At 62.3% G+C, this 19,328-nt stretch carries 19 protein-coding genes; 6 read left to right on the forward strand and 13 right to left on the reverse strand.

Annotation, left to right across the window (positions count from 1 at the left end):
• Positions 1–5: 5 nt before the first annotated feature.
• The 5 genes from DCO45_RS08650 to DCO45_RS08670 all read right to left on the reverse strand — a co-directional run bounded on the left by DCO45_RS08650 (position 6) and on the right by DCO45_RS08670 (position 4,773).
• A complete protein-coding gene (locus tag DCO45_RS08650) occupies positions 6–773 on the reverse strand; it encodes an ABC transporter ATP-binding protein (RefSeq protein ID WP_116925529.1) in 768 nt (255 codons plus the stop codon).
• 20 nt (positions 774–793) lie between these two features.
• Positions 794–1,537 (reverse strand): ABC transporter permease, encoded by a 744-nt coding sequence (locus tag DCO45_RS08655; RefSeq protein WP_116925457.1) that lies wholly within the window; start codon positions 1,535–1,537, stop codon positions 794–796.
• 41 nt (positions 1,538–1,578) lie between these two features.
• Positions 1,579–2,562 (reverse strand): ABC transporter substrate-binding protein, encoded by a 984-nt coding sequence (locus DCO45_RS08660; protein WP_116925458.1) that lies wholly within the window; start codon positions 2,560–2,562, stop codon positions 1,579–1,581.
• 117 nt (positions 2,563–2,679) lie between these two features.
• Complete coding sequence (locus DCO45_RS08665; RefSeq protein WP_116925459.1) at positions 2,680–3,642, reverse strand: LysR family transcriptional regulator; 963 nt, start codon at positions 3,640–3,642, stop codon at positions 2,680–2,682.
• Positions 3,643–4,041: 399 nt separating this feature from the next.
• Positions 4,042–4,773 carry an SDR family oxidoreductase gene (locus tag DCO45_RS08670; RefSeq protein WP_116925460.1) on the reverse strand — a complete coding sequence of 244 codons (732 nt, stop codon included), beginning with the start codon at positions 4,771–4,773 and terminating at the stop codon, positions 4,042–4,044.
• Between the two features lie 129 nt (positions 4,774–4,902).
• On the opposite strand from DCO45_RS08670, the gene DCO45_RS08675 reads away from it, so the two are divergent.
• Positions 4,903–5,718, forward strand: coding sequence for a LysR family transcriptional regulator (locus tag DCO45_RS08675; protein ID WP_116925461.1), 816 nt, complete (start codon positions 4,903–4,905; stop codon positions 5,716–5,718).
• Positions 5,719–5,788: 70 nt separating this feature from the next.
• Here DCO45_RS08675 and DCO45_RS08680 read toward each other — a convergent pair whose 3' ends face one another.
• The 8 genes from DCO45_RS08680 to dnaA all read right to left on the reverse strand — a co-directional run bounded on the left by DCO45_RS08680 (position 5,789) and on the right by dnaA (position 14,488).
• Positions 5,789–6,211: a DUF2007 domain-containing protein gene (locus DCO45_RS08680; protein WP_165841159.1), complete on the reverse strand. Its 423-nt coding sequence runs from the start codon at positions 6,209–6,211 to the stop codon at positions 5,789–5,791.
• 201 nt (positions 6,212–6,412) lie between these two features.
• Entirely contained in the window at positions 6,413–6,700 is a 288-nt protein-coding gene (locus DCO45_RS08685; protein ID WP_116925463.1) for a GNAT family N-acetyltransferase, read from the reverse strand.
• 94 nt (positions 6,701–6,794) lie between these two features.
• Positions 6,795–7,127 (reverse strand): hypothetical protein, encoded by a 333-nt coding sequence (locus DCO45_RS08690; RefSeq protein ID WP_116925464.1) that lies wholly within the window; start codon positions 7,125–7,127, stop codon positions 6,795–6,797.
• 19 nt (positions 7,128–7,146) lie between these two features.
• The gene (locus tag DCO45_RS08695) at positions 7,147–7,557 is read right to left on the reverse strand and encodes a DUF2251 domain-containing protein (protein WP_116925465.1); all 411 of its coding nucleotides are present in this window, start codon (positions 7,555–7,557) and stop codon (positions 7,147–7,149) included.
• A 113-nt stretch (positions 7,558–7,670) separates the two neighbouring features.
• Positions 7,671–8,507 carry a hypothetical protein gene (locus DCO45_RS08700; protein WP_207788059.1) on the reverse strand — a complete coding sequence of 279 codons (837 nt, stop codon included), beginning with the start codon at positions 8,505–8,507 and terminating at the stop codon, positions 7,671–7,673.
• A gap of 496 nt (positions 8,508–9,003) precedes the next feature.
• The gene (gene gyrB, locus DCO45_RS08705) at positions 9,004–11,580 is read right to left on the reverse strand and encodes a DNA topoisomerase (ATP-hydrolyzing) subunit B (protein WP_116925531.1); all 2,577 of its coding nucleotides are present in this window, start codon (positions 11,578–11,580) and stop codon (positions 9,004–9,006) included.
• 118 nt (positions 11,581–11,698) lie between these two features.
• Complete coding sequence (dnaN, locus tag DCO45_RS08710; protein WP_116925466.1) at positions 11,699–12,817, reverse strand: DNA polymerase III subunit beta; 1,119 nt, start codon at positions 12,815–12,817, stop codon at positions 11,699–11,701.
• A 129-nt stretch (positions 12,818–12,946) separates the two neighbouring features.
• Positions 12,947–14,488 carry a chromosomal replication initiator protein DnaA gene (dnaA, locus tag DCO45_RS08715; RefSeq protein WP_116925467.1) on the reverse strand — a complete coding sequence of 514 codons (1,542 nt, stop codon included), beginning with the start codon at positions 14,486–14,488 and terminating at the stop codon, positions 12,947–12,949.
• Between the two features lie 445 nt (positions 14,489–14,933).
• On the opposite strand from dnaA, the gene rpmH reads away from it, so the two are divergent.
• The 5 genes from rpmH to DCO45_RS08740 all read left to right on the forward strand — a co-directional run bounded on the left by rpmH (position 14,934) and on the right by DCO45_RS08740 (position 19,304).
• A complete protein-coding gene (gene rpmH, locus DCO45_RS08720) occupies positions 14,934–15,068 on the forward strand; it encodes a 50S ribosomal protein L34 (protein WP_084635723.1) in 135 nt (44 codons plus the stop codon).
• A 59-nt stretch (positions 15,069–15,127) separates the two neighbouring features.
• The gene (locus tag DCO45_RS08725; RefSeq protein ID WP_116925468.1) at positions 15,128–15,610 is read left to right on the forward strand and encodes a ribonuclease P protein component; all 483 of its coding nucleotides are present in this window, start codon (positions 15,128–15,130) and stop codon (positions 15,608–15,610) included.
• A complete protein-coding gene (gene yidD, locus DCO45_RS08730; RefSeq protein WP_084635722.1) occupies positions 15,607–15,891 on the forward strand; it encodes a membrane protein insertion efficiency factor YidD in 285 nt (94 codons plus the stop codon). The genes DCO45_RS08725 and yidD overlap by 4 nt, the downstream gene beginning before the upstream one ends.
• Positions 15,888–17,588, forward strand: coding sequence for a membrane protein insertase YidC (gene yidC, locus DCO45_RS08735; RefSeq protein ID WP_116925469.1), 1,701 nt, complete (start codon positions 15,888–15,890; stop codon positions 17,586–17,588). Before yidD ends, yidC begins: the two co-directional genes overlap by 4 nt.
• A 132-nt stretch (positions 17,589–17,720) precedes the next feature.
• Positions 17,721–19,304 carry an ABC transporter substrate-binding protein gene (locus tag DCO45_RS08740; protein ID WP_116925470.1) on the forward strand — a complete coding sequence of 528 codons (1,584 nt, stop codon included), beginning with the start codon at positions 17,721–17,723 and terminating at the stop codon, positions 19,302–19,304.
• Positions 19,305–19,328: the final 24 nt, after the last annotated feature.

Here is a 19,328-nt window from a genome sequence, read left to right on the forward strand (position 1 = left end):
GTTGGTTAGTGGCGGGTGGCCTGCAGGCTGCGCATGACCTCGGACTGCACGGTGTCCCAGATCTGGCCCTTGAGTTCGTTGTAGCGCGGCGAGAGCTGCACCTGCGCATTGCGCGGCATGGGCAGGTCGTTGCGGATGTCGGTGACCACGCGGCCAGGCCGCGCGCTCATGATCAGCATGCGGGTGGACAGCAGCAGCGCCTCGTCGATGGAGTGGGTGATGAAGATGATGGTCTTCTTGCTCTTTTCGTAGATCTGCAGCAACTCGTCCTGCAGCACTTGGCGCGTCATCGCATCGAGCGCGGCAAAGGGCTCGTCGAGCAGGATCACGTCCGGGTCATTGGCGAGCACCCGGGCGATGGACACGCGCTGGCGCATGCCGCCCGACAATGCATTGGGGTACTTGTCCTCAAAGCCCTGCAGGCCCACCATGTCGATAAAGCGGCGCGCCACCTGCAGGCGCTCGGCCTTGGCAATGCCCTTCATCTTGAGGCCAAAGGCGACGTTGTCGAGCACCGTGAGCCAGGGGAAGAGCGCGTACTGCTGGAACACCATGCCGCAGTGCGGATCGACCTTGTTGACCTCGCGGCCGTTGACGACGATGCGCCCGGCCGTGGGCTTGTCAAAACCGGTGACCAGGTTGAGCAAGGTGGATTTGCCGCAGCCCGAGGCGCCCAGCAGCACGACGAACTCGCCCTTTTCAATCTCCAGATCGACGCGCTCGAGCGCCTTGAAATCCCCGTAGTGCTTGGCGATCCCCTGGATGGAGATCATCGGGCCTTTGTGTTGCGCGTTCATTGTTTCCACCTCAGTACCCAGTTTTCAATCAGTCGGAAGAAAAAGTCGGTGATCAGCACCGTGGTGCTGATGAGCACCATGCCCAGCACGACCACCTCGGTCTGGAAGAACTCCTTGCCATTCATGATGAGAAAGCCCAGCCCTTCGCGCGCGGCGACCAGCTCGGCGGCGATCACGCAGGTCCAGGCCAGGCCCAGGATCACCTTGAAGCCGCTCAGGATCTGCGACAGGCTGCCCGGCAGGATCACCTCCTTCATCACCTGCCAGCGGTTGGCGCCCAGGTTTTGCGCGGCGCGCACCAGGAGCGGATCGACATTGCGCGTGGCCTCGATCACATAGACCATCGCCGGCGCAAAGCAGCCCATGAAGACGATGCTGTACTTCTGCGTTTCGGTGATGCCGAACCACAAGAGGGACAGCGGAATCCAGCTCATCGATGGCAGCGGCCGCAGAAACGACAGGATGGGATCAAAGGCCGCCCGGGCGTAGGACGAGGTGCCCAGAAAAATGCCCAGCGGAATGGCGACGGCGGTGGCCGCCAAAAAGCCGATCATCACCCGGCGCGCAGACGCCAGGATGTGGGGCCAGAAGGTGCCATCGCTCAGCATGGCGGCGGCCTTGCCCAGCGCGGCGCTGGGCGGGGGCAGAAAGATGGGGTCGACCAGGCCTGCACGGCACACGGCCTCCCAGACGGCGATGAACAGCAGCACGGAGGCTGCACTGGTGGCGGCCAGCGCCATGGAAGAAGGGGGTTTGGCGATCACGGGGTGTGCTCCGGCCTTCAGACAAAGGAGGCATCAATCCAGTCTTTGACGACCGGGGCCTTGTCAATCTGCTTGTGCTTGACCAGCATCTCGGCGAGCTTTTGCAGGCCTTGCACAAACTCGCCCGTCAGCAGCTCCTTTTGCTGGGCCTGTGGGTACCAGTCCGAGCCGGTGACGGCCGACATCTGCTCCTTCATGGTGAGGCCGGTGAACTTGAGCAGCGCCTGCGAGGCCTTCTCGGGCTGCTCGCGCAGCAGATCGCTGGCCTTGAAGTAGGCCGACAGGTAGCGCTTGACCAGCTCACTGTTCTTGGCGGCAAACTCGCGGCGCACCAGCAGTACATCGGGGCCGGGCGTGACCTTGAAGGACTTGTAGAGGCTGAACTGCGAGTCATCGGCCAAGAGTTTGACGCCGGGCTCGCGCAGGATGTTGTCAAAGTGCGGGGTCCAGGCAGCGGCCGCATCGATCTGGCCGGTCTTGATCGCGCCATGCAGCTCCGGGCCGGGGATGTTGAGCACATCGGCCCCGCCCGGTTTGATGCCCGCCTGCTCCAGCACATCGAGCACCAGCAGGTGGGTGCTGGATGCAAAGGTCACGCCGATCTTCTTGCCTTTGAGATCGGCCACGGAGTCGATGCCTTTGCGGGCGACCAGGCCTTCGACGCGGCCAAAGTTTTCCGGAATCGCAATGATCGCGAACTGCTTGGCGCCGCGCGACATCAGCGCCAATGCCGAGACAATGCCGGCGCAGCCGATATCGACGCCGCCGGACATGAACGCACTCATGCGGGCCGACGAGGTGGCAAAGGACTGCCAGTCCTGCGTGATGCCCACCTCCTTCAAATAGCCCTCGGCCATCGCCAGGTGGGCGGGGTAGTGGCCCAGCCAGGGTGAGCCCCCGTATTTGACGGTCGCATCGGCCGCCCAGCTGGGCAGCGACAGCGCACTGGCCAATGAGGCGGCGGCGCTTTGTTGGATAAAAGAACGGCGGTTGAGGGTCATATGTGTCTCCTTGGATTTCCTGTTTTTTAAAGAGCTGGCCAATCGCTGGACAAGACACTCCCCTGGCGCGGATGCGGCGGCATCCCAGCCATGGACAGCGGCTTGTGCAAGGGCGGGCTAGCTCAGCGCGATCCCGCTTCTGAGCCAGGGGATCAGTTGGCGTACATCGGGAAAGATGTCGTTTTCCATGACGCTTCTGCTCACTTGGAAGCAGTTCTCGGCCATGTCTACATACTCCCCCTCCCGGGAGAGCTGGTAGATGGTGCGGTGCAGGCTGGCGCCGGGCAGCGGAATGGCAGTGATCTGCCCGCTGTAGGTGCGGCCCTGCAGCAGGCAGATGGGGGTGGTGATGGTCCAGCCCAGGTCGGCGGCGACCATGGCCATCACCACGTCGGAGGTGTCGATCTCCAGATAGGGGCGGGGCGTGAAGCCCTGGCGGCGCAGGTGGCGCTCGATCAGCGCGCCAAAGTGGGAGCGGGCGCTGAAGCGGATCAGCGGCATCTTCTCGATCAAGGTGGTGAGGTCGGCGTTCTTGAACTCTTTCTCGCGCACCTTGGGGATCACCGCGATAAAGGGCTCGGAGAAGATCGAGCGGCGCACGATGTGGTCAATGTCATCGAGCGTGTCTGTCGTGACGATGAGGTCGAGCTGGCGCTTCATCAGCGCCGTCGCATGGCTGTTGGCCAGGCCCGACCAGAGCAGCAACTGGCTGGCCGATTCGGTGACCTTCTTGACGATGGCCGGCCCTGCCGTGGCGGCAAAGGAGTCGATCATGCCCACACGCATTGCCGGGCGGCTGGCCAGGTCGGCATCGCGCACATGCACCACCAGCCGCTCCATGTCTTCGACAATCTGCCCGGCCCGGCGGCTGAGCGCAATGCCTGCCGGCGTGAGCTTGAACGGCCGCTGCGAGCGGTCAAACACCTGCGTCTGCAAGATCGCCTCGATCTGCGTGATCGTCTGTGAGACCGCCGATTGCGTGACCCCCAGCGCCGCCGCCCCCTTGGACAGGCTGCCCGAAGACGCCACGGCCTCGAAAATCTTCAAGGCGCGCACATCGAGACCCGAGGTTGTCTTCATGTCGTCTCCGTTGTGGATCCACTGCAGCAGCTGAGGCGTTTTGCGGTGGATTTTTAAGGATCCTCTGCAAAACCCTCGCCAAGCGGGATGGACGCGGATCGGGATGAGGCGCAAGGCGTCTTTTGCAGTCAATAGCGCGCTATTGACAAGAAAGACAACACAGCGGATCGCCCGAGCCCGCGATCAGACCACGGCAGGGAGTTTTACAGAGGGTCGTTAAGTATTAGTATTTCTACAAATACTAGCCATTAAGCGGAGATTTTGATAACAACTTAATTAAAACTAATACTTAGGATCAGTTTCGCTTGGGTGGGGCATCTTCAGTCGTCCACAAAAAGCCTCCAAGGCCGCAACATGCTGGCGGCGATGGAGGCTGTGGCCGGGGTGGAGCCGGAGCTTTTAGGCTTGCTGGCGCGTTGCGGCCAGCACGATTTCGCGAATGCAGACGCCGGCCGGCTGCGCATAGGCGTAGTGGATGGCGTTGGCCACATCCTGGGCCGCCAGCACCTTGCCGCCCATGGCGGTTTTCCAGTCCTCATAGCCGGACTTGATGGCTGCATCCGTGGTGTGGCCGAGCAGCTCGGTCTCCACCGCGCCGGGGGCGATGGTGGTCACGCGCACATGGTGGGCAGCGAGTTCTTCGCGCAGGTTCTCCGTCAGGCCATGCACGGCAAACTTGGTGCCGACATAGGCCACATGGTTGGGGAAGGTCTTGCGGCCGGCGACCGAGCTCACATTGATGATGCTGCCGCGCTGGCGCTGCACCATGCCGGCGGCAACGGCATGCACGCCGTTGAGCACACCTTTGACATTCACGTCGAGCATGCGGTCCCACTGGTCCGGGTCCTGGCGCGTGATCTCGCCCAGCAGCATGACGCCGGCGTTGTTGACGATGGCATCGGCCGGGTCAAAGCGCGCTTCGCCTTGCTGCACGGCGGCGGCCAGTGCGGCGCGGTCGGTCACGTCGACGGAGAGCGCCAGCGTGTCGGGCAGGTTCAGCGCCTGCATGGGCTCGAGCCGGCGCGCCAGCAGCAGCAGCGGGTGGCCCAGCGACGAAAACAGCTGCGCGGTAGCCAGGCCAATGCCCGAGCTGGCACCGGTGATAACGATCAGGGGTTGGCGGTTTTGCATAGGGTTGTGGCTTTCTAAAGAGATAGATATTTCTGATGAATAGGTACAAAATGCAGTGTATTTCCGCCGTATGGTGTTTGAAAAATGGTTTATTCTTCTTTCACTCATGCGTTTTACTTATGGCTTGTGATGGACTATCGCCAATTCCGCGCCTTTGTGGCCGTCTTTGAAGAGCGCAATATCACCGCCGCCGCGCAGCGCCTGCACCTGAGCCAGCCGGCGCTGTCAGGCAGCATCCGCCTGCTGGAAGAGGCCCTGGGCACGGCGCTGTTTGTGCGCAAGGCGCGGGGGGTGGAGGTGACGGACGACGCCCGCGCGCTCTACCCCCAACTGCGCCGCATGGTGGCCGAGGCCGATGACCTGGCCCAGCGCTTTCGCCAGCGCGGCGCGCGTGCGCGCCTGACCATTGGCGTCGAAGAAGATGTGGCCCGCAGCACCGTGCAGCACTTGGCCGCCACCGCCCGTGCTTGCGTGCCCGGCCTGCAGCTGCACCTGCTGGCGCAGTGCGAGGGCGATGCGCGCCTGGCCAGCGAAGAGCTGCGCTGCGAGGACGAGCTGTTTTTACCGCTGCTCAGCGAGCGCTATGTGCTGGCCCTGCCGGCCCAAGCGCAGCTGCCAGACAACGCAGCGGGCACCCCACAAGACCTCGCCACCGACTGGATCGTCTGCCCCACCCATGCCAGCCACCAACGCCTGATGCCGATCTACGGCAGCCGCGCCGACACCCCCGCCGCACTGGCCGGCAACTTCTCGCTGGCGCTGGACCTGGTCGCCGCCGGCGTGGGCCGGGCGATCGTGCCCGAATCCCTGGCGCAAGCAAACCCGGGCGTGCAGACCCAGCCGCTGGAGTTGGAACTCAAACGCCGCATTGGGCTGTGCTACAACGCGCAGGCGCTGGGTAATGGGGCGCTGGCGCAGTTGCGGGATGGGGTGTTGGGGGCTTGAGTCGAGCGGTGCCGTCATGGCTATCGCCGCAGCTGAGGATGACGCATGGGCGCCGCGCCATCCGCATGTCTTATGGTGCCATGGCCCCGCATTGCTTACAGAAATATTCCTTGCCGGGCGGGAACGGTGTTGACCACAGCCAGAGCATCAAAAACGTGGCCAATGCGGCGCTCAGAGGGGTTTTGCGCCGGAACTCCGTGCCGTCACAGCGCTTGCATACCCGCACGTCACTGGGATAGTCATGCTCCAAGGCTTGCTCCAGCGTACCGTTGTCGCGCTCGGCCAGCAAAGACTGCGCCTGGTGGAGCAGGTGCGCAGGCACTACAACGCGCACGCCACCAAGTACCCGCGACATGGGCCATTGCAGACCAATGTGGTGTTCGCTGCGCAAATAGGCAGGAATGTTTTCTGATTCCAGCAATGCACGGCATACATGGGCTTGCCAGGCACTGTCGTGGATTTCCACCGTGATAAATCGAACTTCCTGATCCATGCCCCTCCTAGGCCTGAAGTTGCGGCCAATGGAGCGAATCAATGCGCGTTGCGCTTGCAAATGGGGCCTGCCAGCGATGCTACAGGCCCTTGTTCGGCATCGTTGACGGTGAATGCATAAATGCGACACCCGCTTGGTTTGCATTGGTAACGATGGTGCACTGCATTGCCTGGCTGGCGCGATGCAGCGTGTGGCCGCGTATCAGGACAGCACGTCGCGCAGCGACGCATCCTTGGCGAACTGGGCCTTGGCAAAGGGGCACAGTGGCAGCACCTTGGTATGGGTCTCGCGAGCCCAAGCTACCAAGGCATTGAGCAGCTGGCGGCCTGCGCCTTCGCCGCGCAGTGAATCATCCACTTCCGTGTGGTCGATGATGATCATCGTGGCATTGGTGCGGCTGTAGGTCATCTCAGCCACGCGTGTGGCATCGCGGTTGATAAAGAACGCGCCTTTGGAATCGGCTTCTTCGTGTTGGACGGTGTAGGGCATGCGGGCCTTGGGTTGAACAAAACCCCAAGAATAAGGGATGGCGGCAGCCCTGGCGGTGGAGGTGGCTTGGAGCAGGGCGCTGATGCCTGGGGCTTCAATCCGTGCTGTCTGCGTCTTCGTCGTCGTCCTCAGGCGGGTTTTCAAACCGCTCCCAGGTGCCGCCCACTTCCTGGCGCCAGGCGCTCCAACCCAGTGGCAGGTCTGCGATTTGTTCCAGGCTCTGGTCGCGCTCATACATGCAAGCCATGCAGACCAGGAGGGCCTCGCCGGGCTCGTCGGTGCTGGCATCCAGAAACTGCCAAGCCCCATCGGCATCATGCGAGACCATCAACACTGGCAGATGCTCGCGTACCACCTTGGTCGTAGAAAAGCTGGCGGTGTTGTGCGCATCGGCAAAGGGCCAATGGTCAAACTGGTGGCTGTGCATGGCGATGCTCCTCGTTGTCTCAGGCTTCGGTGGCAAACAGCTCGATGGTGTCGTCCGTCCAGTCATGGCCGCTCCAGCCGGAATCTGCATCAGGCGGCGGAAAGGCGGTGCGGCAGTAGCCATGCTTGGCCGCAAAATCAAACACGGCATGCGGGTTGCCATTGATCAGCAGCACGACCTTGCTGCCGTCGGTGGACCAGCCAATCGTCACCTCGGACGGCAGGTGCTTGTCGGAGACATCGGCTACGTTGTAGATGTGCAGCGCGTTCTGGATGGGTTGCTCGGCGTTCGCAAAATCCAGCGCATAGAAGTAGGCGGTGTCGCCATCGTCTTCAAACACGGCCGCATAGCTGCCTTCGGGCGCATTGCCTTGAAGAGGCTCGGCAGCGCCGATCTGGATGGTGCTCTGGGCGGTAACGACGATGGGCATGAACAGTCCTTGTCATGAATGAGAGGGAAGCCGTGGCGGCCAGCAAAGGACCAGCATAAACTGGCTTTATGGCAGCGCTGGGTAGGCCAAGGTAGCCAGCGCTATGGCCCTTGTTATCGCGTGCCCCGGATATGGGCGATCACTTCGCGCAAGGTGGTGGCCTCTGGCACCCACCAGTCTGCCAGCGCACCCAGCGCCACGGCGCAGACCAGGGCGCCGAGCAGCGGCTTCCAGGTCAGTCGCACGGCCGAGGCCAGCCAGCCTGCGCGCTCGACCCCCACCAGGGCGCGGGCGGTCATCATCGAAAAGGCCAGCTCCACCGCGACGGTCAGGAGCACATCCACGCCAAAGTACAGCCACAGCAGCGCGCCAAAGCCAAAGAAGGCCAGCAGCAGGGCGGCAAACACCGCCAGGATGGGCACGATGATGATGCCCTCATCGCCGCCCCCGATATCGACCACATCGACGGCATCGGTCCAGGAGCTGGAAGCACCTGATGCAGTCGACGACAGGTCCACTTCCGCCCAATCTCCTGACGCCCCACCACCACCAAAATTGCCGCCCCCGCCTGACTGCCAATCGGGCGCGCCTTTGTCTACGTGCAGATCGGGCACCGGGTCGATGCCATCGGCCCAGGAGTCTTCGCGCTTGCGCGCATAGGCATTGCGCACCAGGTAGGCCGCCCACAGCCGCAGCACCAGTAGGTACACGGCATAGCCCACGCCCAGGCTGATGGCATAGCGCAGCGCCATCGATGTCACCCCGGAATGGAGCAGTGCTGCCGTGACCGCCCACATCACCAGCAAGACCAGCAGCCCCATGCACAGGCCATGCAGACGCAGCCAGTGTTTTTTCTGCAGGGTGGATGCCATGTGCTGGGGCATGCGCAGCGATGACCAGCTGGACTTGCGCTTGCGCTGGGCGGCGCGGTTGTGGGGTGCTTGGGCCAAGGCGAAAGGGCGGGGAGTGAGGTCGGGAGCAGTGTAGCTCCAGATTGGACGTCGTCTGCTTGCTGATACCAACGATGCCGGAGAGACCATCCAGCCGAATACCGGAGGCTTTGCGCATGGCTCGGACGGCATGGCCAAGGTCTGACGAAGACTTGATGTCGAGCTTCATAGTTCCTGGTTGACTAGGAATTATGGAAAGGCATTGATAACGTTTGCAAAAATGCCTAGCAAAATAGGATCTTTATTCTTCTTCAGTGTTTATAAAAAATCCTAGTGCATTAGGATTTATGGCTGGATAGTAGTTCGGGTTTGATGGAAATCCCAGTCTGTCAGTCGCAGGCAGATTGCGAGAGCAGGCATGAATCGCGAGCGCGCCAGCACACGCAAAAACAGCCGCTTTCGCGGCTGTTTTATGGAGGTTTCTGACTAGTCCGAAGTATCCGTCAAAAGAGGGAGGCTCTAAAACAGCGCCGCCACCTTTGACCGCTGACACCCATCACACATCAATATTCCCCGCCCGCAATGCATTGGTCTCGATAAAGTCGCGGCGGGGCTCGACCTCGTCGCCCATCAGCATCGTGAAGACGCGGTCGGCTTCGATGGCGTCGCCGACTTTGACCTGCAGCAGGCTGCGGACTTGGGGGTCCATCGTGGTTTCCCACAGCTGCTCGGGGTTCATTTCGCCCAGGCCCTTGTAGCGCTGGCGGGCGGTGGTGCGTTCGGCTTCGCTGATGAGCCACTGCATGGCCTGGCGGAAGTCGGTCACTTTTTCCATCTTGGCTTTTTCGCCTTCGCCACGGGTGACCCTGGCGCCTTCGGCGAGCAGACCGTGGAAGTTCTGGGCTTCGGCGGCCAGCGCCGCGTAGTCCTGGCCTTCGACAAACTCCTGCGTCAGGATGGAGCTCTTGATGTTGCCGTGGTGGTGGCGGCTGATGCGCAGGATCGGCTTTTCGGTGTGCGGGTCCAGCTCGCCCGTGACCTCGGCGGGCACGCCGGTGGTGGTCAACTCGCGCAGCTTGGCTTCGAGCACCGGGGCACAGACCATGGCGTCGTCCAGCGTGTCGAGGCGGATCTGCACGCCGTCGGCGATGGCGCGCAGCGCTTCGGCGTCCAGGTAGGATGAGAGGCGGTCGATGACGGTTTCGGCGGCCAGGTGCATGCCGGCCAGGCGGCCCAGCTCTTCACCATCGATGGTGCGCGGGTTGGCGCCGCCGGTGCTGACGCTGGCGCCTTGCAGGGCCACGCGCAGCAGGAACTGGTTGAGGGCAGGGCCGTCCTTGAGGTACAGCTCTTCCTTGCCGTTCTTGACCTTGTACAGTGGCGGCTGCGCAATGTAGATGTGGCCGGCTTCGACCAGATCGGGCATCTGGCGGTAGAAGAAGGTCAGCAGCAAGGTGCGGATGTGGGCGCCGTCGACGTCCGCATCGGTCATGATGATGATGCGGTGGTAGCGCAGCTTGGCGAGGTTGTAGTCGTCGGTGCTGCTCTTGCCCGAGTCTTCGCTCACCTTGCCGATGCCGGTGCCCAGCGCGGTGATCAAGGTCACGATTTCGCTGCTGGAGAGCAGCTTTTCGTAGCGGGCTTTTTCCACGTTCAGGATCTTGCCGCGCAGCGGCAGGATGGCCTGGAACTTGCGGTCACGCCCTTGCTTGGCCGAGCCGCCTGCGGAGTCACCCTCGACGATGTAGATTTCAGACAGCGCTGGGTCTTTTTCCTGGCAGTCGGCCAGCTTGCCGGGCAGGCCCATGCCGTCGAGCACGCCTTTGCGGCGCGTCATTTCGCGGGCCTTGCGGGCCGCTTCACGGGCGCGGGCCGCTTCAACGATCTTGTTGCAGATGATCTTGGCGTCGTTGGGCTTTTCTTCGAGGTACTCGGTCAGCAGCTTGCCGACGATGTCCTCGACGGGCGCGCGCACTTCGCTGGAGACCAGCTTGTCCTTGGTCTGGCTGCTGAACTTGGGCTCGGGCACCTTGACGCTGAGCACCGCGCACAGGCCTTCGCGCATGTCGTCGCCGGTGACTTCGACCTTGGCTTTCTTGGCCAGGTCATGGTCGGCGATGTACTTGCCGATGACACGGGTCATCGCCGCGCGCAGGCCGGTCAAATGGGTGCCGCCGTCACGCTGGGGGATGTTGTTGGTAAAGCACAGCACCTGCTCGTTGTAGCCGTCGTTCCACTGCATGGCCACTTCGACACCGATCTCGGTGCCGGGGATGCCGCCATAGGTCTCGGCCGGGCGGCTGCCTTCGGCGTGGAACACGGTGGGGTGCAGCACTTTCTTGGTGCCGTTGATGAACTCGACAAAGCCCTGCACGCCGCCGGCGCCGGAGAAGTCGTCCTCCTTGCCATCGCGCTCGTCCTTGAGGCGGATGCGCACGCCGTTGTTCAGGAAGGACAGCTCGCGCAGGCGCTTGGCCAGGATCTCGTAGCGGAACTCGTAGTTTTCCTTGAAGATTTCCTGGTCGGGCAGGAAGTGCACTTCGGTGCCGCGCTTCTCGGTGGCGCCCACAATGCGCATCGGCGAGACTTCCACGCCGTCGACCACTTCGACCAGGCGGTTTTGCACAAAGCCGCGCGAGAAATCGATCTGGTGCACCTGGCCTTCGCGGCGCACGATGAGCTTGAGCTTGATGGACAGCGCGTTCACGCAGGACACGCCCACGCCGTGCAGACCGCCCGAGACCTTGTAGCTGTTCTGGTTGAACTTGCCGCCGGCGTGCAGCTCGGTCAGCGCGATTTCAGCGGCCGAGCGCTTGGGCTCGTGCTTGTCATCCATCTTCACGCCGGTGGGAATGCCCCGGCCGTTGTCCACCACCGATAGCGAGCCGTCGGCGTGGATGGTCACCAGGATGTCGTCGCAATAGCCGGCCAGGGCCTCGTCGATGGAGTTGTCCACCACTTCAAACACCAGGTGGTGCAGGCCGGTGCCGTCCGAGGTATCGCCGATGTACATGCCCGGGCGTTTGCGCACAGCCTCCAGCCCTTCCAGGATCTGGATGGCGCCTTCGCCATAGCCGCTGGCATCGGGGCCTGGCGTGCTGGGGGATTGTTCCGGCTGGTTTTCTGCGGTCATGAAGCTGCCTTGGTACTGCACTGGCGGGCGCGGCGCCCTGCCATGTCTTTGAATCAAATAAATCTCGGTGCTGCGCCGGCCTGCTGCTGCAAACCGGCGCGCGGGTCGCCTGCGTGGCTTACATGCGCATCGGCATGACCACGTACTTGAAGGTGTCGTTTTCCGGGTTGGTGATCAGCGCCGAGTTGTTGTTGTCGGCAAAGTCGATGCGTACCATGTCCTGGCCCATGTTGGAGAGCACATCGATCAGGTAGGTGACGTTGAAGCCGACTTCAACGGCCGGGCCGCCGTAGTCGATGTCGAGCTCATCCACCGCCTCTTCCTGCTCGGCGTTGTTGGCTGCAATGCGCAGGGTGCCGGGCTCGATGGTCAGGCGCACGCCCTTGAACTTGTCGCTGGTCATGATGGCCGTGCGCTGCATGCTGGCCAGCAGTGGCGCGCGGCCCAGCGTGATGCTGTTGGGGTGGTTGCGCGGGATGACGCGGTTGTAGTCGGGGAACTTGCCCTCGACCAGCTTGGTGACGAACTCCATGCCGGCAAAGGTAAAGCGCGCCTGGTTGCTGGCGAACTGCATCTCGATGACGGGCTGGTTGTCGCCGCTGGCGTCCGACAGCAGGCGCTGGAGCTCCAGCACGGTCTTGCGCGGCAGAATCACTTCCTGCTTGGGCACTTCCACATCCAGGGTGGCGCTGGCAAAGGCCAGGCGGTGGCCGTCGGTGGCCACCAGGCTCAGCGTGTTGCCCTCGGCCACGAACAGGATGCCGTTCAGGTAGTAACGGATATCCTGCACAGCCATCGCGAACGAGACCTGGCCCATCAGGTCCTTGAGCACCTTTTGCGGCACGCTGAACACGGGGCCGAACGAGGGTGCTTCCTGCACCAGCGGGAAGTCTTCTGCCGGCAGGGTCTGCAAGGTGAAGCGGCTCTTGCCGCCCTTGAGGATCATCTTGGACTGCTGCGTCTCCAGGCTCACGGTCTGGTCGCTGGGCATGGTCTTCAGGATGTCGATCAGCTTGCGCGCGCCCACGGTGGTGGTGAAGTCACCCATGTCACCGCCCAGCTCGGCCGTGGTGCGGATCTGGATTTCCAGGTCGCTGGTGGTCAGCTGCAGCGCATTGCCGGTCTTGCGGATCAGCACGTTGGCCAGAATCGGCAAAGTGTGGCGCCGCTCGACAATACCGGCGACCGACTGCAGTACTGCGATGACTTTGTCTTGTGTGGCCTTCAGAACAATCATTTCAACCTCTTGTCAAATTGCGGTGTTGTTGTGGACGGCAGTTGTGCACGGAGCCCCCTCTGCACCTGTCCCATTTGCCATTGTGCCTGCGGCGCGCAGGCAATTGGCGAAATCAAAAAATTCCATCGGCTAGCCCTTGAGGGTCTGCTCCAGCACGTGCAATTGCTGGTTCAGCTCGGTCAATTGCTGGCGCTCGCCACCGATCTTGCGCACCGCGTGCAGCACGGTGGTGTGGTCGCGGCCGCCAAAAAGCTCGCCGATTTCCGGCAGGCTTTTCTGGGTCAGCTCCTTGGCCAGGTACATGGCAATCTGGCGCGGACGGGCAATGCTGGCCGGGCGCTTTTTGCTGTACATGTCGGCGACCTTGATCTTGTAGTAGTCCGCCACGGTCTTTTGGATGTTTTCCACGCTGATCTGGCGGTTCTGGATCGAGAGCAGATCGCGCAGCGCCTCGCGCGCCAGCTGGATGGAGATTTCCTTCTGGTTGAAGCGCGAGTAGGCGAGGATCTTGCGCAGCGCGCCTTCGAGCTCGCGCACATTGGAGCGCACGTTCTTGGCCACGAAGAAGGCCACTTCCTCGGGCATCTCGGTGCCTTCGACGCGCGACTTGTTGATCAGAATGGCAACGCGCATCTCCAGCTCGGGCGGCTCGATAGCCACCGTCAGGCCCGAGTCAAAGCGCGAGACCAGGCGCTCGTGGATGTTGGCCAGACCCTTGGGATAGGTGTCGGACGTCATCACGATGTGGCTCTTCTTGGCCAGCAGCGCTTCAAAGGCGTTGAAGAACTCTTCCTGCGTGCGGTCCTTGTTGGCGAAAAACTGCACATCGTCGATCAGCAGCAGATCGAGCGAGTGGTAGCGCTCCTTGAACTCGTCAAAGGTGCGGCGCTGGTAGGACTTGACCACATCCGAAACGAACTGCTCGGCATGGATGTAGAGAACTTTGGCGTCCGGGTTGTCGGCCAGCAGCTTGTTGCCCACGGCATGCACCAGGTGGGTCTTACCCAGACCAACGCCGCCGTAGATGAACAAGGGGTTGTACAGATGTCCGGGAGACGCCGCCACATGCATGGCCGCCGAGCGCGCCATGCGGTTGGCAGTACCTTCGACCAGCGTGTCAAACGTGAGCACCGGGTTCAGGCGGTTGCGGAAGTTGCCACTGGCATTGCCGGTATCACCCTCGGCGCTGCTGGCCTGGCCCGTATGGGGCGCGGGGCTGGCGTCGCTGATCTGGATGCTGTTGCGGTACTGCTCGGCCGCGTTGGCGGCAGCCTGGCCGGGGTTGCGGCTAGCTGGCCCGTAGGACGGCCCCAGGCCCATGCCTGACGAGGTGCCACTGCCCTGAGCCGACGCTGCAAGCGCACCACCGCTGCGCACCGGTGGGCGCACGACGGTGCGCACGGCCGCATCTCGCTGGGCAATGGCCAACTCGATGGCCACCGGTTGTCCGTAGGTTTCCTCCAGCATGGCGGCCAGGCGGCCGGTGTATTGGGCGCGAATCCAGTCGAGCTTGAAACGGTTGGCCACATAGAGCGTGACCTTGGACAAGTCGTCCGACACGACAGCGGTCAGCGGCTTGATCCAGGTGTTGAACTGTTGCTCGGGCATTTCTTGGGCGAGTTGCTCTACAACTGCACGCCACAAACCTTGGCCCAGGCTGGCTTCATCCATTGTTATCCCACGGAAAGATTCATCCCCCACGCTGTTGTTGTTGTGGATAAGGGGGAAGGTTGATCGGCTGCCTATTGTAGCTTGTGCAAAAGTTATCCACACAACGGACTGGTCTGCACAAACCCCATGCTCGGGTTTCCTCGATGGGCTGGCCGCAGACTCGGCAAAAGTCTGCGCATATTACAGAAAAAACCGAGGACAAAGCCAAGTAATTGCCAAGGACAGTAAACACTGCGATAATTTGCGGTTTCCCTGCATGTCAGGGCGAATTTTACGCGCGTGTCCCCTCGCGCTGGCAACAGACCTTGTGTCCTTGCCATGGGGGTGGACCGCACTATTTCACCGGTGTTGCGCTTGAGCAGGGCTTGAGCTTGGTTGCTTTTGTGTTCATTTTTGGATGCAAGCGGCCAACAAACCGGAACCAAGCCTCTCTAGGAATTGCATCATGAAACGTACTTACCAACCTTCCAAAGTTCGCCGCGCCCGTACCCACGGTTTCCTCGTCCGTATGAAGACCAAGGGTGGCCGCGCTGTTATCAACGCACGCCGCGCCAAGGGCCGCAAGCGTCTGGGCCTGTAAGGCTGACAGGGTGACGGGCACCTCTCGGGTGCCAGGTAGTGCACCAGTGGGTGACACTTATGCATCGCCTTAAGACTCGCCCTCAATTCCAAGCCGCCATGGCAGGCGGCACCATCGCCCGTACAGCGCACTTTGCGCTGCACAGGCTGGTGTTGTCTGCCGACGCCTCGGGCAGCGCTGCTGCCCCATCAGGGCCTGGTGATCCAGCTGTCAAGGCTGGGTCGCAGGCTCTTTTTGCGTTGGAGGCGACCTGGCTGGGTGCCATGGTGCCCAAGCGCTGGGCGCGCCGCGCGGTCACCCGCAACGCCATCAAGCGGCAGATCTATGCCGTCGCTGCCTTGCATGAGGCGCAGCTGCCAGCCGCCGCCCACGTGGTGCGCTTGCGCAGCACGTTCGACCGCAAGCAGTTCATCAGCCCCAGCTCCGACGTGCTCAAGCAGGCGGTGCGTGCCGAGCTGATGCAGCTGTTTGCCCGGGCGCACAAGAACAGCCAGCCGGCCAAAGCCGAGCGCAGCGAAGGCGCCAAGGTGCTTAGCGTATGATGCAACGCTTGCTCATGGGTTTGGTGCGCGGCTACAGGCTGCTGCTGAGCCCTTGGCTAGGTTCTGCCTGCCGGTTCGAGCCCACGTGCTCTGCCTATTCATTGCAGGCGCTGGAACAGCACGGTGCTGCCATGGGCAGCTATTTGACGGTGCGCCGCCTGGTGCGCTGCCATCCCTGGTGCGAGGGCGGCCACGATCCGGTCCCCGCGCATCCGCGCTGGTTCAGTCGTCTGGTGACTCCCGCCGATTCATCCTCTTCCCCCTCTGAGAAGTCTTCATGAACGATATTCGCCGCACCATCTTGTGGGTGATATTTGGTTTCTCCCTGGTCCTGCTCTGGGACAAGTGGCAAATCCACAATGGTCGCAAACCCACATTCTTCCCCACACCTGAGGTGACGGCCCAGGCGCCTGCAGATGCAGTCAGCACCGACAACGGTCTGCCCGCTGCCAGCGCCAGCCCTGCGGCGCCTGCGAACGCCAGCAACGTGCCCGGCACGGCTGCTGCGGATGCGGCAGCCCCTGCTGCTGCACGCGAGAAGCTGACCGTGGCGTCCGACCTGCTGCGCCTGACCTTTGACAGCGAAGGCGCATCCTTGGTGGGTGCCGAGTTGCTCAAGTACGCCGACCAGGACGACAAGACCAAGCCCGTGAAGCTGCTCGACGAGAGCGCCAACCGCGTCTACGTGGCCCAGACGGGTCTGATCGGTGGCAACTTCCCGACCCACAAGACCGCGATGACCCTCAAGCCCGGCCCGCGCGAGCTGGCCGAGGGCCAGAACGAGTTGAACGTGGTGTTCGAGTCGCCTGACCTGGGCGGCGTCAAGCTGGTCAAGACCTGGACGCTCAAGCGCGGCGACTACGCCATTGGCTTGAAGCAGGAAGTCGTCAACACCGGCTCGGCCGCGGTCAACCCCCAGCTGTACCTGCAGCTGACGCGCGACGGCAACAAGCCCGCTGGCGAATCCTCGTTCTACTCGACCTTTACCGGCCCGGCCGTCTACACCGAGGCCAAGAAGTACCACAAGGTCGACTTCAAGGACATCGAAAACGGCAAGACCGACAGCGTGGACAAGGCAGCGGACAACGGCTATGTGGCCATGGTGCAGCACTACTTTGCCAGCGCCTGGCTGCTGCCCCAGGGCACGCAGCGCGACATCTATGTGCGCAAGGCCGGCACCAACCTGTACTCGGTCGGCGAGATCACCCACCTGGGCGAGATCGCTCCCGGCCAGAGCAAGGCCATCGATGCGCGCCTCTTTGTGGGCCCGCAGATCGAAAAGACGCTCGAAGCCATCGCCCCTGGCCTGGAACTGGTCAAGGACTACGGCTGGGTGACGATTCTGGCCAAGCCGCTGTACTGGCTGCTCGACAAGCTGCACGGCTTCATCGGCAACTGGGGCTGGTCGATTGTGGCGCTGGTGCTGCTGCTCAAGATTGCGTTCTACTGGCTCAATGCCAAGGCTTACGCGTCGATGGCCAAGATGAAGGCGATCAACCCCCGCATCATGGAGATGCGTGAGCGCCTCAAGGACAAGCCCCAGCAGATGCAGCAGGAGATGATGCGCATCTACCGTGAAGAGAAGGTCAACCCCATGGGCGGTTGCTTCCCGATCGTGATCCAGATTCCCGTGTTCATCGCGCTGTACTGGGTGCTGCTGTCGTCGGTGGAAATCCGCAATGCGCCCTGGATCGGCTGGATCCATGACCTGTCGGTGCCCGATCCGTTCTTCATCCTTCCCGTGCTGATGACCCTGTCGTCGCTGCTGCAGACGGCGCTGAACCCCGCACCACCGGATCCGATGCAAGCCAAGATGATGTGGATCATGCCGCTGATGTTCAGCGTGATGTTCTTCTTCTTCCCGGCCGGTCTGGTGCTGTACTGGCTGACCAACAACGTGCTGTCGATTGCCCAGCAGTGGATCATCAATACCCGCATGGGTGTGCCACCGCAGTTCAATCTGCCAAAGTTCAAGTAGCCAGCATTTGTCAATGCAGGGATTGCCTAGGCGGGCATTCCCGGATACACCTCCCAAACGGTCGCATTAGCGACCGTTTTTTCGTTAGCATGAGTTGTTTGAAAATGTGTTCAACAAAATAGGGGTTCAGGTATGGCGAAAGTATCGGTTTTTCGACCTAGCGCGCTGGCGCTGGCGGTGTTGCTCTGTGCGGGCGCGGCCCAGGCAGCCACCTTGCGCTGGGCAGGTGCCAATGACATCCTGACCCTGGACCCCCACGCACAGAACCACCAGACCACCCATGCTTTCCTGCAGCAGGTCTATGAGCCGCTGGTGCGCTACGGCAAGGATTTCCAGCTGGAGCCCGCACTGGCGACCAAGTGGACCGAGGTGAGCCCCACCCAGTGGCGCTTTGAGCTGCGCAAGGGCGTCAAATTCCACGACGGCGCGCCCTTCACCGCCGATGACGTGGTGTTCTCGCTGACCCGCATCATGACCCCGCCATCGAACATGATGAGCGCCACCCAGAGCATCAAGGAAGTCAAGAAGGTCGATGACTTCACCGTCGATCTGATCCTCAAGGGCCCCAACCCCATCTTGCTGCGCGAGCTGACCGAGGCGCGCATCATGAACAAGGCCTGGGCCGAGAAGAACAACGCCGTCAAGACCCAGGACTACGCCGGCAAGGAAGAAAGCTACTCCAGCCGCAACACCAATGGCACCGGCTCCTTTGTGGCCGTCAGCTGGCAGCCCGATGTCAAGCTGACCCTGAAGAAGAACGCCGCCTGGTGGGACAAGCCCACCGGCAACGTCGACGAGATCGTCTTCACCCCCATCAAGTCGGCCGCCACCCGCACCGCTGCACTGATCTCCAACCAGGTCGACTTCATGGTCGACCCGCCGCCCCAGGACCAGGAGCGCATCAAGAAGACCGCTGAGTTGAAGCTGCTCGAGGGCACCGAGAACCGCACCATCTACCTGGGCCTGGACGTGTTCCGCGACGAGCTGCCAGGCGCTGGCACGCCGGGCAAGAACCCGATGAAGGATGTGCGCGTGCGCAAGGCCATGTACATGGCCATCGACACCGACGGCCTGCACAAGCGCACGATGCGCGGCATGTCGATCACCGCCGGCACGATGGTGGCGCCGATGGTGCATGGCTGGAGCAAGGAGCTCGAAGAGCGTGCTGCCAAGTACGACGTCGAAGGCGCCAAGAAGCTGCTGGCCGAAGCGGGTTACCCCAATGGCTTCAACCTCAAGCTCGAATGCCCGAACGACCGCTATGTGAACGACGAGGCGATCTGCCAGGCCGTCACCGCAATGTGGACCCGCATCGGCATCAAGACCAGCCTGCAGGCGACGCCGATGGCGCAGTTCGTGACCCGCGTAATGAACTCCGACCCGAACGCCTACCTGTTCGGCTGGGGCGTGGCGACCTTTGATGCGCTTTACTCGCTTGACGCGCTGATCCACAGCAAGGGCGCCGCGGGCGGCGGCGTCTACAACGGCGGCCGCATTGCCGACAAGGAGCTGGACGCCAAGATCGACGCGATGAAGACCGAGACCGACACGGCCAAGCGCGACGCCTTGATCAACGATGCCTTGAAGATGACCAAGGACAACTTCTACACGATCCCCGTGCACCACCAGATCTTCCCCTGGGCGATGCGCAAGGGCATCGAGACCGTCTACCGCGCCGATGCGCGCCCCATCCCCGCCTGGACCACGGTCAAGTAAGCGTCTCGCTGCACACTCCAACCA

Origin of the sequence: Comamonas sp. JNW (assembly GCF_003105075.1) — a bacterium.
Lineage (GTDB): Bacteria > Pseudomonadota > Gammaproteobacteria > Burkholderiales > Burkholderiaceae_C > Comamonas > Comamonas squillarum.